At 70.8% G+C, this 19,165-nt stretch carries 17 protein-coding genes and 1 tRNA gene; 9 read left to right on the plus strand and 9 right to left on the minus strand.

What is annotated here, in order from left to right; genetic code table 11:
• Window positions 1–58: 58 nt before the first annotated feature.
• Together AB0O15_RS31355 and AB0O15_RS31360 are read right to left on the minus strand one after the other, a co-directional pair.
• On the minus strand, window positions 59–1,885 hold the full coding sequence (locus AB0O15_RS31355; RefSeq protein ID WP_364325796.1) for a LamG-like jellyroll fold domain-containing protein: 1,827 nt from the start codon (window positions 1,883–1,885) through the stop codon (window positions 59–61).
• An 82-nt stretch (window positions 1,886–1,967) separates the two neighbouring features.
• The gene (locus AB0O15_RS31360) at window positions 1,968–4,865 is read right to left on the minus strand and encodes a hypothetical protein (protein ID WP_364325799.1); all 2,898 of its coding nucleotides are present in this window, start codon (window positions 4,863–4,865) and stop codon (window positions 1,968–1,970) included.
• Between the two features lie 454 nt (window positions 4,866–5,319).
• On the opposite strand from AB0O15_RS31360, the gene AB0O15_RS31365 reads away from it, so the two are divergent.
• From AB0O15_RS31365 to AB0O15_RS31380, 4 genes are all read left to right on the plus strand, one after another.
• Entirely contained in the window at window positions 5,320–5,619 is a 300-nt protein-coding gene (locus AB0O15_RS31365) for a PadR family transcriptional regulator (protein ID WP_364326179.1), read from the plus strand.
• Window positions 5,616–6,005, plus strand: a complete 390-nt coding sequence (locus AB0O15_RS31370) for a hypothetical protein (protein ID WP_364325802.1) — start codon at window positions 5,616–5,618, stop codon at window positions 6,003–6,005. The genes AB0O15_RS31365 and AB0O15_RS31370 overlap by 4 nt, the downstream gene beginning before the upstream one ends.
• 795 nt (window positions 6,006–6,800) lie before the next feature.
• The gene (locus AB0O15_RS31375) at window positions 6,801–7,079 is read left to right on the plus strand and encodes a type II toxin-antitoxin system prevent-host-death family antitoxin (RefSeq protein WP_364325804.1); all 279 of its coding nucleotides are present in this window, start codon (window positions 6,801–6,803) and stop codon (window positions 7,077–7,079) included.
• Entirely contained in the window at window positions 7,076–7,486 is a 411-nt protein-coding gene (locus tag AB0O15_RS31380; RefSeq protein ID WP_364325807.1) for a type II toxin-antitoxin system VapC family toxin, read from the plus strand. The genes AB0O15_RS31375 and AB0O15_RS31380 overlap by 4 nt, the downstream gene beginning before the upstream one ends.
• A 147-nt stretch (window positions 7,487–7,633) precedes the next feature.
• Here AB0O15_RS31380 and AB0O15_RS31385 read toward each other — a convergent pair.
• The 4 genes from AB0O15_RS31385 to AB0O15_RS31400 form a co-directional block, all read right to left on the minus strand.
• Window positions 7,634–7,762 (minus strand) — tRNA-OTHER (locus tag AB0O15_RS31385).
• A gap of 63 nt (window positions 7,763–7,825) precedes the next feature.
• A complete protein-coding gene (locus AB0O15_RS31390; protein ID WP_364325810.1) occupies window positions 7,826–8,086 on the minus strand; it encodes a hypothetical protein in 261 nt (86 codons plus the stop codon).
• A gap of 64 nt (window positions 8,087–8,150) precedes the next feature.
• Window positions 8,151–9,041 (minus strand): hypothetical protein, encoded by an 891-nt coding sequence (locus tag AB0O15_RS31395; RefSeq protein WP_364325813.1) that lies wholly within the window; start codon window positions 9,039–9,041, stop codon window positions 8,151–8,153.
• 124 nt (window positions 9,042–9,165) lie between these two features.
• Window positions 9,166–10,899, minus strand: a complete 1,734-nt coding sequence (locus tag AB0O15_RS31400) for a carbohydrate-binding module family 20 domain-containing protein (protein ID WP_364325815.1) — start codon at window positions 10,897–10,899, stop codon at window positions 9,166–9,168.
• 87 nt (window positions 10,900–10,986) lie between these two features.
• Here AB0O15_RS31400 and AB0O15_RS31405 point away from each other — a divergent pair, with 87 nt between their 5' ends.
• Window positions 10,987–12,006, plus strand: a complete 1,020-nt coding sequence (locus AB0O15_RS31405; RefSeq protein ID WP_364325818.1) for a LacI family DNA-binding transcriptional regulator — start codon at window positions 10,987–10,989, stop codon at window positions 12,004–12,006.
• 478 nt (window positions 12,007–12,484) lie between these two features.
• Window positions 12,485–13,315, plus strand: coding sequence for an NAD(P)H-binding protein (locus AB0O15_RS31410; protein WP_364325821.1), 831 nt, complete (start codon window positions 12,485–12,487; stop codon window positions 13,313–13,315).
• A gap of 455 nt (window positions 13,316–13,770) precedes the next feature.
• On the opposite strand, the gene AB0O15_RS31415 is transcribed toward AB0O15_RS31410, so the two are convergent.
• On the minus strand, window positions 13,771–14,757 hold the full coding sequence (locus tag AB0O15_RS31415; protein WP_364325824.1) for a chlorophyllase: 987 nt from the start codon (window positions 14,755–14,757) through the stop codon (window positions 13,771–13,773).
• A gap of 94 nt (window positions 14,758–14,851) precedes the next feature.
• Here AB0O15_RS31415 and AB0O15_RS31420 point away from each other — a divergent pair, with 94 nt between their 5' ends.
• Window positions 14,852–15,631, plus strand: coding sequence for an LLM class F420-dependent oxidoreductase (locus AB0O15_RS31420; protein WP_364325827.1), 780 nt, complete (start codon window positions 14,852–14,854; stop codon window positions 15,629–15,631).
• On the opposite strand, the gene AB0O15_RS31425 is transcribed toward AB0O15_RS31420, so the two are convergent.
• Window positions 15,628–17,100 carry an SLC13 family permease gene (locus tag AB0O15_RS31425; protein WP_364325830.1) on the minus strand — a complete coding sequence of 491 codons (1,473 nt, stop codon included), beginning with the start codon at window positions 17,098–17,100 and terminating at the stop codon, window positions 15,628–15,630. The two genes, AB0O15_RS31420 and AB0O15_RS31425, sit on opposite strands and share 4 nt — an antisense overlap.
• 30 nt (window positions 17,101–17,130) lie before the next feature.
• Entirely contained in the window at window positions 17,131–17,559 is a 429-nt protein-coding gene (locus AB0O15_RS31430; RefSeq protein WP_364325833.1) for a MarR family transcriptional regulator, read from the minus strand.
• 91 nt (window positions 17,560–17,650) lie between these two features.
• On the opposite strand from AB0O15_RS31430, the gene AB0O15_RS31435 reads away from it, so the two are divergent.
• Together AB0O15_RS31435 and AB0O15_RS31440 are read left to right on the plus strand one after the other, a co-directional pair.
• Entirely contained in the window at window positions 17,651–18,277 is a 627-nt protein-coding gene (locus tag AB0O15_RS31435; protein WP_364325836.1) for an NAD(P)H-dependent oxidoreductase, read from the plus strand.
• Window positions 18,274–19,155: an amidohydrolase family protein gene (locus AB0O15_RS31440; protein WP_364325839.1), complete on the plus strand. Its 882-nt coding sequence runs from the start codon at window positions 18,274–18,276 to the stop codon at window positions 19,153–19,155. The genes AB0O15_RS31435 and AB0O15_RS31440 overlap by 4 nt, the downstream gene beginning before the upstream one ends.
• Window positions 19,156–19,165 lie beyond the last annotated feature (10 nt).

Genomic DNA, 19,165 nt, shown 5'->3' on the forward strand with positions numbered 1-19,165 from the left:
TGGTAGGCCAGGGCGGCATCCGGGCACCGGATGCCGCTCCTGGCTACCACTGTTCGGGCTATCCGCCGACCTTGACCCAGACGTCGTCCAGCTCGCCGTGGAACTGGTCGTTGTCCGCGCCGACGCCCTTGCCGCCGAGGCTGAGCGGCTGGGTGGTGACCACCGACAGGGCCACCGGGATCGCCACGCTCGTCTTGACCGCTTCGTCGACCACGATGCTCAGGGTGGCGCCGGACCGGCGGCACTCGAGCGTGTGCCACTCGCCGTCGGCGATCGACTCGCGGCTGCGGGCGATGAGCACGGAGGTGGACGCCTTGTCGCCCATCCCGCAGCTCGGCTTGCCGGAGATGCCGTCGGCCTGCAGCTTGTACTGGCCGCCGCCGGAGGCGTACCCCTTCTGCAGGATGTTCTCCCCCGCGCCGGCCTCCTGCGGGCTGAGCCGCACCGCCGCGCCGTAGCTCAGCGGGCCGCTGCCCGGGTTGAGGTCCGGCGTGTCGGCCGACTGGAGGACCAGCTTCGCGCAGTTCTCCCCGGCGCACTTGGCCGGGAACTCGAGCGCCTGGCCGTTGCCGTGCGGGACCATCTTGACCGCGCCGCCGCCGCGGGTGACCGCGCGCAGCAGGTGGCCCTTGCCCGAGCCGTCGTCGAAGGTGCCGTCGGCGACCGTGGTGTCGAAGTTGTAGGACGCCACGTACGGGCTGGCCGGCGCCGGACCCGCCTCGGGCCGGTCGATCTTGAAGGCGACGTAGCGCTTGCGGGTCTGCGTGCCGATCATGGTGAAGTCGCCGACCGCGCTGACCACGCCCAGCGTCGGCGAGGCGGCCAGCGCCCGGACCCCGGCCACGCCGTTGGCCTGCGGCGCCCAGTTCAGCAGGTTGCCCTGCCCGTCCACCGCGGCCAGCTTGACCCGCGGCACCGAGCCGTCGGTGCAGAGACCCATCGCGCCGTTGTTGGTCGTCGTGCAGGCCTTGTCGAAGTGGCCACCCACGTACGTGACGCCGTCCAGCACCGCGATCGCCTGCGCGTCGCCGTCGAACACCCGGGTCCACCTGGTCGCGCCGGTCGGCGAGTACGCGATCGCGCGCCCGCCCTGCCCGCCGAGCGAGGCCCAGACGCCGGTCGAGTCCGCGGTCAGCGCGATCACCTGGGACACCGGCTTGGGCAGGAACGACTTGTCGAGCACCCCGGTGATGCCGTCGACCGCGGTCAGCCGCAGCGTCGAGGAGAGCCCGTTGGTCTTGTGGAAGCTGCCGCCGAGGTAGACCCGCTTGCCGGTCACCGCGACGGCGTTGACCACGTCGTCGGTGGTCGGGGCCCAGGCGTCCAGGGCGCCGGTGGCCAGCGAGAAGGCGGCCACGTTGGACCGGGTCGCGCCGTCGATCGCGGCCAGCTTGCCGGCCACGTAGAGCTTGCCGTTGCCGGTGGCGATGGCGTTGGGCTGACCGGTGACGGAGTGCTTGAGCGGGGTGAGCGCGCCGGTGGTGGCGTTCAGGCCGGCGACCGCGTCCCGGGCGGTGCCGGAGATCTTGTCGAAGTCGCCGGCCGCGTAGACCGTGTCGCCGTCGACCGCGAGCGCACGAACGTTGGCGTCGGCCGTCGGCGCCCACGGCAGCAGTTCGCCGGTCTTCGCGTTGAAGGCGGCCAGCTTGTCCCGGGCGATGGTCTTGCCGTTCACCACGGCGGCGGTGAAGGTGCCGCCGACGTAGACGGTGTCGCCGCGGTGGGCCACGGCGTACACCGGGCCGTTGAACGACGGGGAGGCGACCGGGTCGGAACCGACCACCTCGGCCAGGGCCGCGCCGCCGGCGGCGACCACCGAGGTGGCCACCCCGATCATCAACGCGCGGCGAACCGCGGCCTTTGCACGAATTCGGGTTTTGAGCACGACGCACGGTATCTTGCCCGAATAGCGGCTTTAGCTCCGCGCCGGTCCGGCGAACGGGTCGCAAATCGGTCCGAACGTGCCGTCACCGGGCCACCATCGACACCTCGAGCGCGGCCCCCCGTACCTCAGGATCAGGGTGTTGACGCAGGTCGAGCAGCATGCCGCGGAACGGCTCGGCCCACCGGTGACGCTCGCCCGCCCTCGCCAGCGCCACCGCGATCAGCCCGCCGGCCAGGTCGCCGCGCCCGCCCAGAACCGCGGCCGAGGCCCGCAGAATCGCCGGTTCGAGGGACTCCTTCCGGGCCCGCTCGGCGACCACGCCGGCCACGACGACGGCCAGCAGCGGGCGCGGGGTGCAGAGCTCGATCAATTCCGGGGTACGGAGGGGAAGGGCCGCCGCGAGCAGGCGGGCGGCCGTACCCGCGAAAGCCGGAACCTCACCCAGAGCCCGCGCCGCGGCGATCAGCGGAGCCCGGTCGACGCCCGCGCCGGCCGAGACCGCCCAGGTCACCGCCCGGTCGGCCAGCCACGTGAGGCGCCGCCGGGCCGGACGATCGGCCGCCGGCCCGCCCGGCTCGGCGTCCAGCCGATCCAGCTCGGCCAGCCGGCGCAGGGCCAGCCGGAACGCGTCCGCGTCCGGGTGCCGCAGGACCGCCCCCACGAACGGCGGGCATCGCCGCTCGAGGTTGGTCATCCGGCGGAACAGCAGGTCACCGAGGCCGGTCAGGTGCTCCATCCAGAGCAGCATCGCGTCCTCGTCGCCGGTCAGCGCGACCACCCGGGCGTAGCGCGGACGGTGCCGCTCGGCGATCTCCCCCGGCCAGGCGGGCTTGATCCCGTCCCGGGCCGCCTCGGTCAGCAGGTCCCAGCTCAGCTCCTGGTCGAGCCGCTGCCGCACGGTGGCCACGACCGCGGCCCGGACATCCGGGTGCTGCCCGTCCCGGCGGAACACCTCGGCCAGCACCGGCACCGCGTCACCGAGCAGCCGTACCGCCTCCTTCCGCGCCGCGATCCTCGGCGACGTGCGGACGACGTCGGCGAGCACTCCGACCGCCTCCGCGGGAGGCAGGTCCCGTGCGACCCGGGCCAGCGCCCACACCGCCACCCGGGCCCGATCGGTGTCGAGCTGCGCCCTGATCACGCCCAGCGAATCCGCGCCCAACGCGCCGACCGCCGCCTCCGCGATCCGCACATCCGGATGATCCACCAGCGACTCGACCAGCTCACGCCCGCCGGCCCGCGCGGCCGCCCGCACCGCCCGCACCCGGATCGCCAGATCCTCGTCGGCGTCCGCGACCACCTCGCCCTGCAGGCGGACGAACGCCGCCCGCTGCTCCGGCCGCCACCGCTCGGTCCCGCGCACCACGGCCGGGGTCCAGCGGCGGGCCGGCGCCGGCCGGAACCGACCGGGCGGCACGTTCGCCGGAACCAGATCGGTCCGCCGGGCGCGCACCACCGCCCACACCGGCTCCTGGGTGATCGCCGTCGGATCGGCGGCCAGCAGCCGGGCGGCCCGGTCGTCCCGGGTGGCCGGGTCGGCCAGCCACTGCTCGATGGCCTCCTTCGCCACCGTGGTGTCCGGGTGATGCAGGGCCAGGTCGGCGAGCCAGCCCCGCAGCCTCTCCACCGGCCACCCCGCCCGGCGCAGCGCCCAGGCCAGATCGGGCGCGCGGTCGTGATCGCCATGCGCGGCGCCGGCCTCGACCCAGCCGGCCAGCCGGTCGACCAGCTCGGCATCTCCCCGGTCACGCAGGGCCAGCACAACGTCGAAACCACCGGCCCGCACAATCCTCGCGACGGCGTCCAGGGCCCAGTCGCGCAGCGCCGGATCATGCCGGACGCCGAGCGGGATCTCGACCAGCTCCTCGAGGGTGCCGGTGGACGTGCTCGGCGCCTCCAGGGTGTCCGTGACGAGCCGCGCGAGCGAGGGCGCGGCGGCCGCCGTGATCAGCGGCACCAGATCACCGACGGCGCGCAGCAGCTCCCGGCGTACCGGATCGATCTCGTTGCGGAGGCGGCCACTCAGCCCTTCGAGGGCCTCGGCCACGGCGGTCCGGTCGCGGCTCAACCGGGCCGAGCCGAGCAGATTCCGGTACGCGGCCAGCCGCACGCCACTATCACCGTCGTTAACGGCGGCCAGCTCGCGGACCTGCTCCCAGGGCAGGAACCCCGCGATGTCCCGCAGCCCCGACCGCCTCGCCTCCTCGGCACGCAGCCGGTGCGGCAGAACCGCCAGCACCGCCGGCCAGTTCGGAGCGGGCCGGCCCGGGTCCTCGCGGGCAGCCCGGAAGACGGCGCCACGGCGGGACGGGGGCAGGGCCGCGAGAAGCTCCGGGCGGTCGCCGAACGGGATCAGCTCATCGTCCGGCAGGACAGCGAGGCGACGGGCCAGCCGGCGCGGCAGCGTTACGCCGTCCAGGCGACCGGGCGCCGCGAGCAACCGGGCGACCCGGCCCGGATGCCGCCCGGCGTAACGGCCGTAGTCGACCGGCCGCCCCGGCAGGACGCCATCCGGGGCGAAGCGCTCGACGAGGTCCAGAACCCGATCGTCCCCGATCCGCAGGACCGCGGCGGCGAACCGGTTCCAGAGCTCAGCGCGGTCGCCGACCGCCAGACGCGCTTCCAGATGGTCCAGCAGCGCGGCCGGGTGCTTGGCGGCCAAGGCGTTCGGGCCGGCCAGGTCATCCAGCGACGGGAGCAGCCGCCGCACGGTCGCGTCCCCACAACGCGGCAGCAGCCGAGCCGCCTCCCGGTCGCCGTAACGCGACCGGACCTCCTCGACCAGCACATCCGCGGCCCCCGGCGACGCCCACCGCGACAACAGCCCCCGAAGCGACCGCGGCAGCGACGCCGCCAGCGACCGCAACTCCTCGTCACTCAGCCACCCGGCGCGCAGACACGCTCTGACGGCGACCGCCCGGACAAACCGATCCGGATCCGCCACTCCCGCCCGAGCCTGGTCCTCCCCCGTGATGATCACGCTACGACCCTAGAAGCATCCGCAATCCGATAACCCGACGGTCGGCGAACCGGACGTTGCACCATGCGAACCGCCGCGTTGTTGTCAACGGCGACCCACTACCAGGACGTTTTGCCAGTTCACTGAGCGTACGGGCGATCCGCCGACCTCTCGATGATCTTCGCCCCTGCGGGCCGGTCGGAGCCAGTCCCCAAGTTCGAGTCTCACATCGGCCAAAATTAGAGAACGGGCGCCTTCATGCCCGACTTGAGACCTGTGACCGATCGAGTCCCGGCAGTGAGGCCGATCAGATTCGAACTCGCAGCTCAGACGTCGACTCGAGCTCGCTGGGGCAGGCAAGGCTCGTTCGGTTGCTGTACTTCCCTGCTGTACATCTCATCGGGGCGGCCCGTTGGTTGCTCCGCCATCTCTAGCTATGTAGAGTACGGATATGTCTAGTCCACCACGTATGACCATGGCGACCCAGGCCGTCCTTCGAGCATTGCTTGAAGATCCAACAAGACCACGCTACGGGTTCGACATCGCTGGTCAGGCAGGCATCGCCACCGGTTCCCTTTATCCGATCCTGGCGCGCTTCGAGCACCTGGGATGGCTGGATTCATACTGGGAAGACACGGCGGAGGTTCAGGATGGTCGCCCTCGGCGCCGCTATTACCGACTCAGCACTAACGGTGCCGCATCTGCACGCGAGGCCCTTGACCGAGTTGGTCGAAGGGTTCCGCGGGCCTGGCGCCCCGCTGGGGGCACGGCATGAACGCTCTCATGATCGGCGGCATCTTAGGTGCGGTTTTTGGGGCGATCGCCGCTGAGGTCCTGGACCTCAGCGCATGGCTGGCGCCGCGCATTGTCCATCGAGCCGCACAGGGCTTTCCGTCGCTTGAGCTTCGCACGCGTTACGAAGCGGAATGGATGGCAGAGCTGGAGCACTACAATGGACTTAAGGTCGTCAAGCTCGGGAAAGCATTGGCCATACTCGCGAGCAGCCTCCGAACGGCCAAGGTCTACCGGGGCGAAGACTTCGTCGGTATCACGGTCTACTTATCACGGCTCATTGATATGGCGCCAATGCTCTTTAGGTATGCGTGGCGCGGGTCCGAACCGGGGGGGCGCGCCGCTCATGCTGGGTTTTGCATTCGCTAGTTTGATTGACAAAAGACCTGTTCTGACAGTTACGGAGTCGGAAGGTCGCCACTATGGCAAGGTCGCCACGAATGTCGAATGTAGCATAATTGTTTCCAAGGTCAACCGAGCTATCCGACGGGCATTTACGCCGCCATTGAAAATGGTACACCAACTTCGGTCAAAGATGACAGCAAGCCGATTGACCGACACAGATGTATCACGATCAGAGATATCGGTTGGATGGCTTGTAAATAACTGCAAGGTTATTAATTTTCCGGAGGATTCTGCCGCTGATGGCCGGCCTGATTAACTAGGCCATCAGTCATCCCGTCGGCCTTCGTCCACACACTGTGGAGCATGTAGGGCCTGCCTGCTCGGCTTCGCCTGGACGACGGATCTCTGGGATGGCTCTCAACCCATCCCAGAGATCACAGTCCCCCGCCGGAGGCATAAGTGCTTGCTTCCCGAAACCAAGTCCATCAAGCTGCCGGCCACCACCGGCGCCCCGCCCGCTTGTCCAAGTGTCGTGCCGCCTGGCCGGCTTTACCGCGGCGTTGTTGACGAAGTCCCAAGACGTCGGCGGCTGGCCGGAGGCCAGGCCCTGATCCGACGGCGCGAGCGGCCTGCGGAGCGGCCGCCTTAAAATGCAGAGAAAGTTCTCACCGGTGCCGGAGGGGCAGCACATGAGTCAAGGCGTCATCAAGTAGGCGGCGGACCAACGCTGCTGGACGCCGTCGGCTCGGTCCTGCTGGGCATATGCCCCGGGGGGCGAACGACATGGAGATGTAGAACTTTATGTTCTACACTTCTTCCATGGAGCGTATCGGCGTCCGGGATCTGAACCAGAACACCAGCCAGGTACTGGCTCGGGTGAGCGGCGGCGAGTCTCTTGAGATCACCGATCGAGGGCGGCCGATCGCCCGGCTGGTGCCCGTCGGCGACGACAGGTCGACCCTCGCCAACCTCGTCGCGGCTGGTAGGGCCGCCTCCCCCACCAGCACCGGACCCGTCCCGCTCCCGCCGAAGCTCGGTGACGACGACGTTGACGTTGCCACAGCGCTTGCCGCCATGCGGGATGAGGAACGCTGGTGATCTATCTCGATTCCGCCGCTGTGGTCAAGCTGGTCCGGCAGGAAGAGCACAGCGTCGACCTGGTTTCCTGGCTCAACGCTCACCATGATGCGCCTCTGGTGTCCTCCGCACTCGTGGAGGTTGAGGTGCCCAGGGCGCTGCGACGGTCGGCTCCGCAGGCCTTGATCGGCGTGCCGGCGGCTGTGGGGCGGCTCTTTCGCATGGAGATCGACAACACAATCCGCGCCACGGCAGCCGCTTTTACGGAGCCGACGCTGCGAAGCCTCGACGCCATTCATCTTGCCACGGCCCAGGTGCTCACGAACGAGTCGGGGACGACGCTGATCGCCTTCGTCACCTACGACCGGCGGCTGCTTGACAGCGCGAAGGCCGCCGGACTGCCCACGGCGAGCCCGGGACAGAACTGACGACATTGGTCAGGGTGCCTACGCGGCGGTCGCTCGAAGCTGATGACGAAGTCTTCAGGACGGCACCCGCGGGGCCGGCGGCGAGCCGCCGACAAAGACCCAGATAACGCGGGGCGTCCGGGGGCTCGGCCCCCGGAGCCGGCATCGTGGACCGGAGGGGATTCGAACCCCCGGTGGGGCATGGCACGCCAGCGGCCCCACACGCCGTCGAGCCACCCGCGCGTGCCGGGTCACTCTGCTCTGGGCGTTGCGATCACCCGGCTCTGCCACCGGTCCAGGGAGCAGTATGACGAGACCAGGCCGACCAGGCACGCCGCTTCGGCCCAGCGCGACGGCTTGTCAGTTGCGTCGTCGCATTGATCGGTACAGCAGCCACAGCGCGAGCGCGACCGGGGTCAGGACCGCCGCGAACAGAATGCCCGCGAACATCGCGTAGCCGTGCGGGTCGGAGGTCCATCCGATGGCGCTGAGCACCGCCAGACCGACCAGCACGACGATCAACGCGGCGGTGCAGGCGAACGCGCCGAGCGTGAGGCGTCGGAGCGCTGTCTTGAGGGCGTCCATCAGTCCGGGCCGGGAGTGCGGATGGTGCTCGTCCATAGTCTCGGGATGCAGCCCAGCAGCAGCCGTCGACAAAAGCGTCGACGGCCACCACGCGCGGGGTCTACTCGGTGAAGACCTTCACGGAGTCGGCGAGCCCGTCGTTCCGGTTGATGGCGACGAAGAAGTCGCTCCCGACGTGGGTGATGTCTTCGATCTCGTCGGTCAGGTTGTTCGACGGGATGCCGATGTCGCTCTCCACGTCGCCGCCGGACCAGTTGTACTGGTAGACCCAGTTCCAGCCGGTGGCGGGGGTCGAGTCGTTCATCGATCTGGTGTTCCAGATGTAGTTCTCGGAGCAGTCGATGCCCTGGTCGGAACGGTTGTCGTGGCTGGTCAGGTTGCTCTTCACCAGCGTCCAGCCGCTGGTCAGGGCACCGGAACCGGCGTGCGTCCACAGGTTGCCGAGGCGCCGGGCCGCGTATCGGCCGGCCCCGCCGGCCGCCGTCGCGCTGTAGCAGAGGCCGCTGATGTTGCCGGTGGACAGGTGGACCACCTCGCGGGCGCCGATGGCTCCACCGGCGCTCAGGTGCACGATTCCGACGGCGTCGCTCGGGAACGCGGACTGGCTTCCGTGGGTGGAGATCAGGGCCGGGCCCTGGCCCAGGTAGTTCGCGTTGTAGGCGAGGTCGTTGCCGTGACCGAGCTCGGACATGGGTACCGGCGCCCCGGCACAGATCCAGCTGGCGCCGTCCCAGGCCGATCCGTCGCGCGTCCATCTGGACAGGGCCGGATCCCCGGCGCTTCCCTTGGAGAAGATGATGTAGAGCTGGCCACCCGGCCCGGCCACCATTCCTTCCAGGACCGTACGACCACCCCGGCAGGCGCTGCTGTTCGGGATGTTCAGCCGTTCCGCCCCGCTCCGGTCGGTGGCGGCGCTGGCGGGAGCCGCCGAGGCGATACCGATTCCGACGGCGAGTGCGAGCACGGACGCGGCATTGAACAGTTTCTTCACTTCGTTGTCACTCCTCGAGGGGGAAAGCGTTACCTTTGCACCCCTCCGGCCCATGGCGCTGCCCCGTTCCTCCCGGTGACGATCACGCTTCAATCTCGGGGAAGCCGCCCGCGCGGCCGGTCGGCTAACGCCAGGAATCGTCCCAGGCGGCGCTGCACGGGCTCACCGACGGGGTGGTCCGGGAGCGGTTCGGGTCGCTCTCCCAGACGACCGTGGACCCCTCCTTCTTGATGTACTTGTAGGCCACGGCGCGTCCGGCCGACAGCGTCACCGTCGCGCGCCAGATCGGGTACGCCGCCGACGACAGCGCCACCGCCTGAGCCGGGTTCCAGCTGCCCAACTCGGGCACGTCGCCGACGACGAAGACGTTCTGGCCCCACGTCGTGGTCGCGTTGACCGCGAAGGAGACCGACGCCGTGGAGCAGCCCGTGCCGCCACCCGGACCACGGGCGCCGGTGTGCAGGGCGACCGCCGCGCCCGCCGCCACCGTGATGGTCGCCTGCCCGCTGCCGTCCACTGTGTACGAGGCGCCGCCGCACGGGTTGCCGTCGACGGCCAGCACGTCGCAGTAGCCGCCCGCCGCCAGCCCGGTCGCGAAGGTGCGGGTCAGGCTCGACGAACCCCGGTTGAACGCGATGAACGCCGCGCCGCCCCGGGAGAAGGCGATCTGGTTCGACCCGTTGCTCCACCAGTTGCCGAGGCCGGCCGAGCCCGCCGACGCCCGCCACGCCACCAGGTTGGCGATCGCCCGGTGCTCGCAGACCCAGCCGCTGCCACAGGTCACCTGGCTCGTCGTCCCGTCGCCGGCCGCCGGTGGGCCCTGGTCGGCGCCGCTGAAGTCGTAGCCGGACATGACCTGCGGGACGCCGTACGGGTAGGCCAGCAGGAAGGCCTGCGCGAGGCGGTAGGTCGTGCCGTTCTTGTACGTCAGCACGCTGCGCCCGTTGCGCTGGGTGTCGTGGTTGTCGATGAACGCCACCGCGTCATCGGAGGCGAGGCGCATCCGGCCCGGCAGCCCGTCGAGCTGGGCCAGGTTGCCGTCGCGGAAGGCGGAGCTGACCACGTCGCCGTAGCGGAACTCGGTCACGTCGCCGATCCCGGCGTACTCCTCAGGGGCAGGCTCGCCCGAACCGCCCTCGATCACCTCGGAGAACACGTAGGGGTCGCCGGTCACCGCGTCGACGATCGCGGCCAGATCGCCGGCCGGCAGGTGTTTCGCCGCGTCGACCCGGAAGCCGTCCACACCGAGAGAGACGAGATCGTTGAGGTACGCGGTGAGCTTTCCGCGTACGTAAGAGCTCTCGGTCTTGAGGTCGGCCAGGTCGACCAGCTCGCAGTTCTGCACCTCCCAGCGGTCGCCGTAGTTGGCGATGTCGTCGTTGCCGTTGCGCCCGCAGTGGTGGAAGTCGTCGGTCCCGTACGGCACGGCCGGGTAGGCGTAGTGCGAGTAGGCCGAGCCGCCGCTGCCCGTACCCGTGGACGTCCCGCCCGCCGTGTGGTTGACCACCGCGTCGACGTAGATCTTCACCCCGGCCGCGTGGCAGGTGGACACCATCGAGGCGAACGCCGCCCGGTTCCCGCGCCGCGACTCGAGGCGGTAGCTGACCGGCTGATAGTCCTGCCACCAGGGCCGGCCGGCGACCAGCACGTGCTCCTGGGGCGGCGACACCTGCACGCCCCCGAAACCCTTCGGGCCGAGCACGGCGGCGCACTCGTTCGCAACCGACGCCCACGGCCACTGGAACAGGTGCACGATCACGTCCTTGGCGCCGGGCGTCGCCGGGCCGGCGCCGGCGCCGGTGGTCAGGCCCGAGGCGGCGAGCAGCGCGGCCACGGCGCACGCAATCAACTTCCGCATGCTGGGAAGCATAGACGTTCACCTATCTATTGCCACCGGGTGCCGCATGTCGGCCCCCAGGTGGAATACTTTCCGAAACTTCCAAGCGTGAGGGCGGCGCCGGTGGACGGCAGGCGGGTGACGATCGCGGCGATCGCGGCCGAGGCGGGTGTGTCCGTACCCACCGTCTCGCGGGTGTTGAACGGCCGGACGGACGTGGCCCCGGAGACCCGCGAGAAGGTCGAGCAACTGCTCAGCGAGCACGGCTACCAGCGGCGGGCGTCCCGGCAGCGGCCCGGCGGCGCGGCGCTGGTCGACCTGGTCTTCAACGACCTGGACAGCCCGTGGGCGGTCGAGCTGATCCGCGGCGTCGAAGAGGTCACCCACGCGGCCGGCGTCGGCACGGTCATCTCCGCGGTGCACCGGCGTTCCACGTCCACCCGGCAGTGGCTGCAGAACCTGCGCTCCCGCGCCTCGGACGGCGTCATCTTCGTCCTCTCCGGCCCCGGCGTCGCGCACACCGAGCTGCAGCGCCTCGGCATCCCGGTGGTGATGGTCGACCCGGCCGGCAACGCGGGCAACGACGTCCCCACGATCGGGGCCACCAACTGGGCCGGCGGCCGGTCCGCGACCGAACACCTGGCCTCGCTCGGCCACCGGCGGATCGCGCTGATCGCCGGCCCGAAGGACCTGCTGTGCAGCCGGGCCCGGCTGGACGGCTACCGGGCCGCCCTGGAGGAGGCCGGCCTCGACTACCAGGCCATCGTGCAGGGCGACTTCCAGCACCGGTCCGGCTTCGAGGGCGCGGCCGAACTGCTCGACCGGCCCGACCGCCCCACCGCGATCTTCGCCGCCAGCGACACCATGGCGCTCGGCGCGTACGAGGCGTGCCGCCTGCGCGGCCTGCGCATCCCCGACGACATCAGCATCGCCGGCTTCGACGACCTGCCCGAGTCCCGTTGGGCGTCGCCGCCGCTGACCACGGTCCGCCAGCCGCTGGCCGAGATGGGCGCCCTGGCCGCCCGCACCGCCCTGCGTCTGGCCCGCGGCGAACACATCGAGGTCCCCCGCGTCGAGCTGGTCACCGAACTCGTCGTCCGCGACAGCACCGCGCGCCCCACTAGCTGACCCGTCCCAGCCACTCGTCCAGCAGCGCCCGCTCCCCCGCGCTGTACGCGTCGAGGCCGGGCAGGGCCGCGCGCAGGGTGATCGCGGTGGCGGCCGGCCCCGGCGTACGCCCCGCCGGATCTTGGCGGCCAGCATGGCCACGCCCGCGTCGAGGGCCTCGCGCGCGGCCGGGGCGTTCGGCCGCGCGTACAACAGCCGGTAGAGCGCCGGGTTCGCCAGTCCCAGCTCGACGTTCAGATCCCAGCCACTGCGCAGGTCGGCCACCGGGTCGTCGGAGGCCGGACGGGCCGCCTGTCCCGAGTGTCCTGTTCGCTCACGGGCTGTCCTGTTCGCTCACCGGGTGTCCTGTTCGCTCACCGGGTGTCCTGTTCGCTCACCGGGTGTCCTGTTCGCTCACGGATCAACGATAACCCAGGCTTGCTTCCACTGATATTTCCAGTGCTATCGTGGTGATGTTTCCATCGATAAGGAGTAGGTCATGATCGTTGTCACCGGAGCGACCGGAAAGCTCGGCGGCGCCGTCGTCGAGCAGCTGCTGCAACTCGTGCCGGCCGACCAGGTCGCAGTCAGCGTGCGTGACCCCGAGCGGGTCACCGCCCTGCGCGACCGCGGGGTGCGGGTGCGGGCGGGCGACTACGCCGATCCCGCCGATTCCTTCGAGGGCGCCTCCGCCGTCCTGCTGGTGTCGGCCCCGCTGATCGGCGACAAGCAGCTGGCGGCCCACCGCAGCGCCGTCGCCGCGGCCGTCGACGCGGGCGCGAAGCGGATCTTCTACACCAGCCACATGGGCGCGAACCCGTCGTCACCGTTCCCGCCGGCCCGCGGCCACGCCGCGACCGAGGAGATGCTGGCGCGGTCCGGCGTCGCGTATACAGCCCTGCGGAACGGCTACTACGCCACCACGGTGCCGATGCTGCTGCGGCAGGCGCTCGAAACGGGCGAGCTGCGCGTCCCGGCCGACGGCCCGATCGCCTGGACCACCCACGCCGACCTGGCCGCGGCCATCGCCCGCATCCTGATCGACGGCAACGTCGACGGCCCGACGCCGCCCCTGACCGGCCCCGCCGCCATCAACATGGCCGAGGTGGCGGCGATCGCCACCCGGGTCACCGGCCGCGACATCCGCCACGTGGCCGTCTCCGACGACGAATTCGCGAGCGGCCTGCCCGAGTTCGCCGCGACAATGCTCCTGGGCATGTTCGCGGCCAGCCGAGACGGCGACTTCGCCCCCGCCGACCCCACCCTGGCGTCCCTGATCGGCCGCCTCGCCACCCCCCTCGAATCCTTCTTGCGAGCCGCCCTGAACTAATACTTGAACCCGCGGCTCGCCCTCGCCCTCGCGCGGCGCACTGCAAGGCCGCGAGGGCCGCCGCGAGCGGCGTGCCGTCCGGACCCACCACCGCCACGAGCAGCATCTCCCCACGGTCGCTCCGCCGCCGACCCGGCCCTGGTCAAGGAATGGCGGGGCCGCCCGTTGGCGCTCCGCGAGGCGTTCTGCTGCCCGGCGCGAACTCGGCGGCCCGAACCCCGTCCGCCGAACCCCCCGTCCCCGTCCCCGTCCCCGTCCCCCGTCCCCCGTCCCCCGTCCCCCGTCCCCCGTCCCCCGTCCCCCGTCCGCCGTCCCCCGTCCGCCGTCCGCCGCGAATTTGATCTTGAAATCGCGACACGCGGCCGCCACCTCCCCCACCCCTGTGGGTGGGCGAGGAAGGTAGCAGCCACTTGTGACGATGCCGAGAACTATCCACAGGCGGGGCCGCGGATCGGTCAGAATTCCTGGTCGAGCCGGCCGACCCCGCCGACCGCGGCCGCCGCCGGCAGGCGGTTGCGGGCGTTGTTGTCGCCGTACAGGGACCACCGCCAGAACTCGGTCGTGGTGCGGGCGATGGCCTCGAACGACGAGTCCTCGATCACGTGGCCGCCGCCCTCGATCGTGAGCATCGCCCTCGACCACGGGACGGCTTCGTAGACCGTGCGGCCGGCCTCGTACTTGACCGTGTCGTCGTCGGTGCCGTGGACGAAGAGCATGGCCGAGGTCGGGCCGGTGAACGGGGTGCTGAGGAAGTCGGTGCCGGCGATGGCCAGGCCGGCCTTGAGGCGGGTGTCGCGCTGGGCGCTGAACAGGCCGATGGTGGTGATGGCGCCGCCGGAGTGGCCGGCCGCGGCGATGCGGGTGTCGTCGATGACGGCGCGCAGCGGGTCGCCGTTCTGGGCGAGCAGCTGGTCGATGACGGCGACCGCGTCGGCGGGCTGGTTGATGACGTCGTTCTCGTCGAAGGCGGGCGCCTCGTACTTGGTGTGCGGGTACGCGGCGCCGGCGACCACGAACCCGGCCTGCGCCCACCGGGACAGCAGCGCCGCGAAGTCTTCGGGGACCGAGGTGAGCCCGTGGCTGAACAGGATCAGCGGGAACTTGCCGGCGGCGGGTGCGGCGTTGTCGGTGGGGGCGGGCGAGGCCGGCGCCACGCCCGCGGCGGGGTACCAGACGCGGGTCGGCAGCGGACGGTCCGTACCCCGGGCGAAGGTGAAGTCTCGGCGGCCGACCGGGAACGCCGCCGCCGGGGCGGAGCCGGCCGGGAACTCGTAGCGGGTCACGTTCTGTGGTTCGAGGCTGGAGGACTCGTTCGACGCCATGATGTCCCCGGTCGGCGCGGACGACGAGGTGGCCGGCTTGGGGGCGGCTTCGTCGGAGGGAGAGCATGCCGACAAACCCGTGGCGGCCACGAGGCTGAATAACAGGGTTCGTCTACGCATGGTGACGATTCTGCTGGTCAAGCCTGTGCGGACCTTGAGAATCCGGCCGGGGTACGGCAGGACGAAGATCACAATCGCGCATAGGGTTTCGGACATGACGACCAGAAGCCTTCGGATCGGTGTCCAGATCAAGCCCCAGCACGCCGAGTACGCGTCCATCCGCCGAGCCGCCGCGGAGGCGGAGGACTTAGGCGTGGACATCCTCTACAACTGGGACCACTTCTTCCCTCTCAACGGCGAGCCCGAGGGCCTGCATTTCGAGTGCTGGACGATGCTCGCGGCGTGGGCCGAGCAGACCAGCCGGGCCGAGATCGGCGCGCTGGTCACGTGCAACAGCTACCGCAACCCGGAGCTGCTGGCCGACATGGCCCGGACGGTCGACCACATCAGCGACGGCCGGCTCATCCTCGGCATCGGGTCGGGCTGGTTCGAGAAGGACTATCAGGAGTACGGGTACGAGTTCGGCACCGCGGGCGGCCGGCTGGACGACCTGGGCGAGGCCCTGCCCCGCATCGAGTCCCGCTGGGGCAAGCTGAATCCGGCGCCGACCCGGAAGATCCCGGTGCTGATCGGTGGTGGCGGCGAGAAGAAGACGCTGCGCCTGGTGGCCAAGCACGCCGACGTCTGGCACACGTTCGCCGACCCGGAGAAGCTGGCGCACAAGAAGGGCGTGCTCGAGCGGCATTGTGCCGACGTCGGCCGCGACCCGTCCGAGATCGAGGTCTCGGTCGGCGTGTCCGGGGAGCCCGACGAGGTGGCGCCGGAGCTGTTGAGGCTCGGCGCCACCCAGTTCACCCTCGGGTTGTGGGGTCCCGAATTCGACGTGACGGAACTCCGTCGCTGGGTCGGGTGGCGGGATGCCCAGAACGGCTAGACGAAGATGCTGATGATCATCACGCAGGCGAAGCCGACCACCGAGATGATCGTCTCCATCACCGACCAGGTCTTGATGGTCTGACCGACGGTCATCCCGAAGTACTCCTTGACCAGCCAGAACCCGGCGTCGTTGACGTGCGAGAAGAACAGCGACCCGGAGCCGATGGCCAGCGCCAGCAGTGACACCTCGGGCGTGCTGAGCGTGCCGGCCAGCGGGGCGACGATGCCGGCGGCGGTGATCGTGGCGACGGTGGCGGATCCGGTGGCGATCCGGATCCCCACCGCGACCAGGAAGCCGAGCAGCAGGGCGGACATGTTCGCGTCCTTGGCGGCGTCGGCGACCACGTTGCCGACGCCGACGTCGACCAGCACCTGCTTGAAGCCACCGCCGGCGGCCACGATCAGCAGGATGCCGGCGATCGGCGGCAGCGAGCCACCGATCACCGCGGAGGTCTGGCGGCGGTCGAACCCGGCCCGGTGGCCGAGGGACCACATCGCCACGAGTACGCCGGCCAGCAGCGCCACCACGGGTTCGCCGGCGACGGTCAGCGCGTCGCGCAGCCCGTTCCCGTCCGGCAGGGTCAGCTCGCCGATGGCCCGCAGCAGCATGAGCACGATCGGCAGCAGCACGGTCAGCACGGCCGGCCAGAAGCCGGGGTTCCGGGTCGGCTTCGGCTTGTCGTCGTCCCGCTCGACCGGCTCGGCGGTCGCGTCGGCCGACACCGCGGCGCCCGATTCGGTGGCGACGGCGTCGGGACGGTCAGCGCCGGAAGACGAGCCGGAAGAAGGAACGCCGGCCAGCGCGGGCAGGGGCACGTGCACCCGCTTGCTGATGAAGTTGCCGAAGATCGGGCCGGCCACCAGCACCGTCGGGATGGCGCAGATCAGCCCGAAGGCCAGGGTCAGGCCCAGGTTGGCGTTCAGGCTGGAGATCGCGACCAGCGGCCCGGGGTGCGGCGGCACCAGCCCGTGCAGCACGGACAGGCCGGCCAGGGCCGGGATGCCGATCTGGAGCAGCGGCACGGTGGTCCGGCGGGCCACCAGCAGCACGATCGGCACCAGCAGCACAACCCCGACCTCGAAGAACAGGGGCAGGCCGATCAGCGCCGCGACGGCCGCCATGGCCCAGGGCAGCGCGCCGCCGGACACCCGGTCGACGATCCGTTTGACGATGCCGTCGGCGCCGCCGGAGTCGGCCAGCAGCGCGCCGATCATCGAGCCGAGCGCGATCAGCAGACCGACGTTCCCGGCGGTGGTGCCGGTGCCGGTGGTGAACGACTTGACCACGGCCTCGGGGCCCGCGCCGGCCACGATGCCGAGGGTCGCCGCGCCGAGCACCAGGGCCAGGAACGGATGCCACTTGGCCCAGGCGATGAGAAGGATGACGACCGCGATGCCGAGCACCGCGGCCAGGACCAGTTGAGTGCCACCGGCGTCGGTGATCGCCTCGGCTGCGTAGACCTGCATGCGGCGGCCGTACCCCGGCCGAGCCTGGGCTCAAACGCGAAGAGCGGCCAGAACGCGCTCCAATCCGGCGGCCACGGCCGATGCGTCGGCGCCGAGGTGGTCGGTGAAGTGCCGCTTGATCCCGGCCAGGTAGACCGGGGCGGCGCCGCGGAGCCGCTTGCGCCCGGCGTCGGTGATCATCGCGTACGCCGAACGCTTGTCGTCGGGGTTGATCTCGCGCACGACCAGCCCCTCGGCGGCCAGCTGGTCGACCACCCGGCTGACCCGTGACCGGCTGACCACGGCGACCTGCCCGAGCTCGCCCATGCTGAGCCGGCGGCCGGGTGCGGAATTCAGTTCGAGGAGTACGTCGTACGAGGTCAGCGGCAGCCCGCAGGCGCTCTGGAGTTCGCGGTCGAGCAGCGGCACGAGGGTGGCGTGCACGCGCAGCAGGCCGGCCCAGGCGGCGGTGTCGTCCATCACCCGAGCCTACCGTTTTCTTGTGCGTGCGCACGCAACCGGGCAACAATGTGCGTGCGCACGCAAATCACAGCGTCGAAGGAGATCCACGATGTCCAAGCTCCTGCACGTCTCCGCCTCACCCCGTGGCCCGCGTTCCGAGTCGCTGGCCATCGCCGGCACGTTCATCGAAACGTTCGGTGCGGCCAACCCGGCCGTACCCGTCGAGACCTTCGACCTCTGGGACGGCTCGCTGCCCGCCTTCGGGCCGGACGCGGCCGCCGCCAAGATGGCCGTCTTCGCCGGTCAGGAGCCCACCGGTGACGGCTGGGCCCGCGCCGTCGAGACGTTCCAGCGCTTCGACGACGCCGACCTCTACCTGTTCAGCGTGCCGATGTGGAACCATGGCGTGCCGTACATCCTGAAGCAGTTCATCGACGTGGTCAGCCAGCCCGGCCTGGTCTTCGGGTTCGACCCGGCGGCCGGCTACACGGGTCTGCTGACCGGCAAGCGGGCCGCGGTGATCTACACCAGCGCCGTGTACGGGCCGGGGCTGCCGCCGTCGTTCGGCGCCGACTTCCAGGCGACGTACCTCACCGACTGGCTCCGCTGGGCCGGCGTCACCGACATCAGCGAGATCCACTTCCGCCCCAACCTGGTCACCGCCGACGCCGCGGCGGCCCGGGAGTCCGCCCACGCCGACGCGCGCGAGGTCGCCAAGCGCATGATCGGTGGGTGACCGACGACGACGTCCCCGCGTTCTGGCGCGGGCTCGGCCTCCCCGGGCTGGCCGACGTACACACCCATTTCCTGCCCGAGCGGATGTTGCGCAAGGTGTGGGCGCAGTTCGACGCGGCCGGCCCGTTGATCGGCCGGCCGTGGCCGATCCGCTACCGCGGCTCCGACGCCGAGCGAACCGCGACTCTCCGGCGGCTGGGCGTGCGGTCCTTCTCCGCCCTCGGGTACGCCCACAAGCCCGCGATGTCGGCCTGGCTGAACGACTGGACGCTCGCCTTCGCGGCCGAGGTCCCCGAGTGCCTGCCGAGCGCGACATTTTTCCCCGAGGACACCGCCGCCGAGGTGGTCCGCTCGGCCCTCGGCCGCGGCGCCCGCATCTTCAAGCTGCACCTGCAGGTCGGCGGCTTCGACCCGCGCGACCCGGCGCTGGACGAGGCCTGGGGCCTGCTGGCGTCGGCCGGCACGCCGATCGTCGTCCACGCCGGCTCGGGCCCCGTGCCGAACCGCTTCACCGGCCCCGGCCCGATCGGCGAGGTCCTGACCCGGCACCCGTCGCTGGCACTGATCATCGCGCACCTGGGCGCCCCCGAGTACGCCGAGTTCCTCGACCTCACGTCCCGATTCCCGAACGTCCGCCTGGACACCACGATGGCGCTGACCGACTTCTGGGAGGAGCTGGCCCCGTTCCCCCGGGCACGCCTCCCCCAGCTTCGTGACCTCGGGCTCGGCGGCCGGATCTTGCTCGGCAGCGACTTCCCCACCATCCCCTACCCGTACGCACACCAGCTCGAGGCCCTGGCCCGCCTCGACCTCGGCGACGACTGGCTGCGGGCGGTCTGCTGGGGCAACGCTGCCGATTTGTTCGGTTTGCCCCGCTGAATCCCCGGAC

It is taken from the genome of Actinoplanes sp. NPDC089786 (assembly GCF_040684855.1).
GTDB lineage: Bacteria > Actinomycetota > Actinomycetes > Mycobacteriales > Micromonosporaceae > Actinoplanes.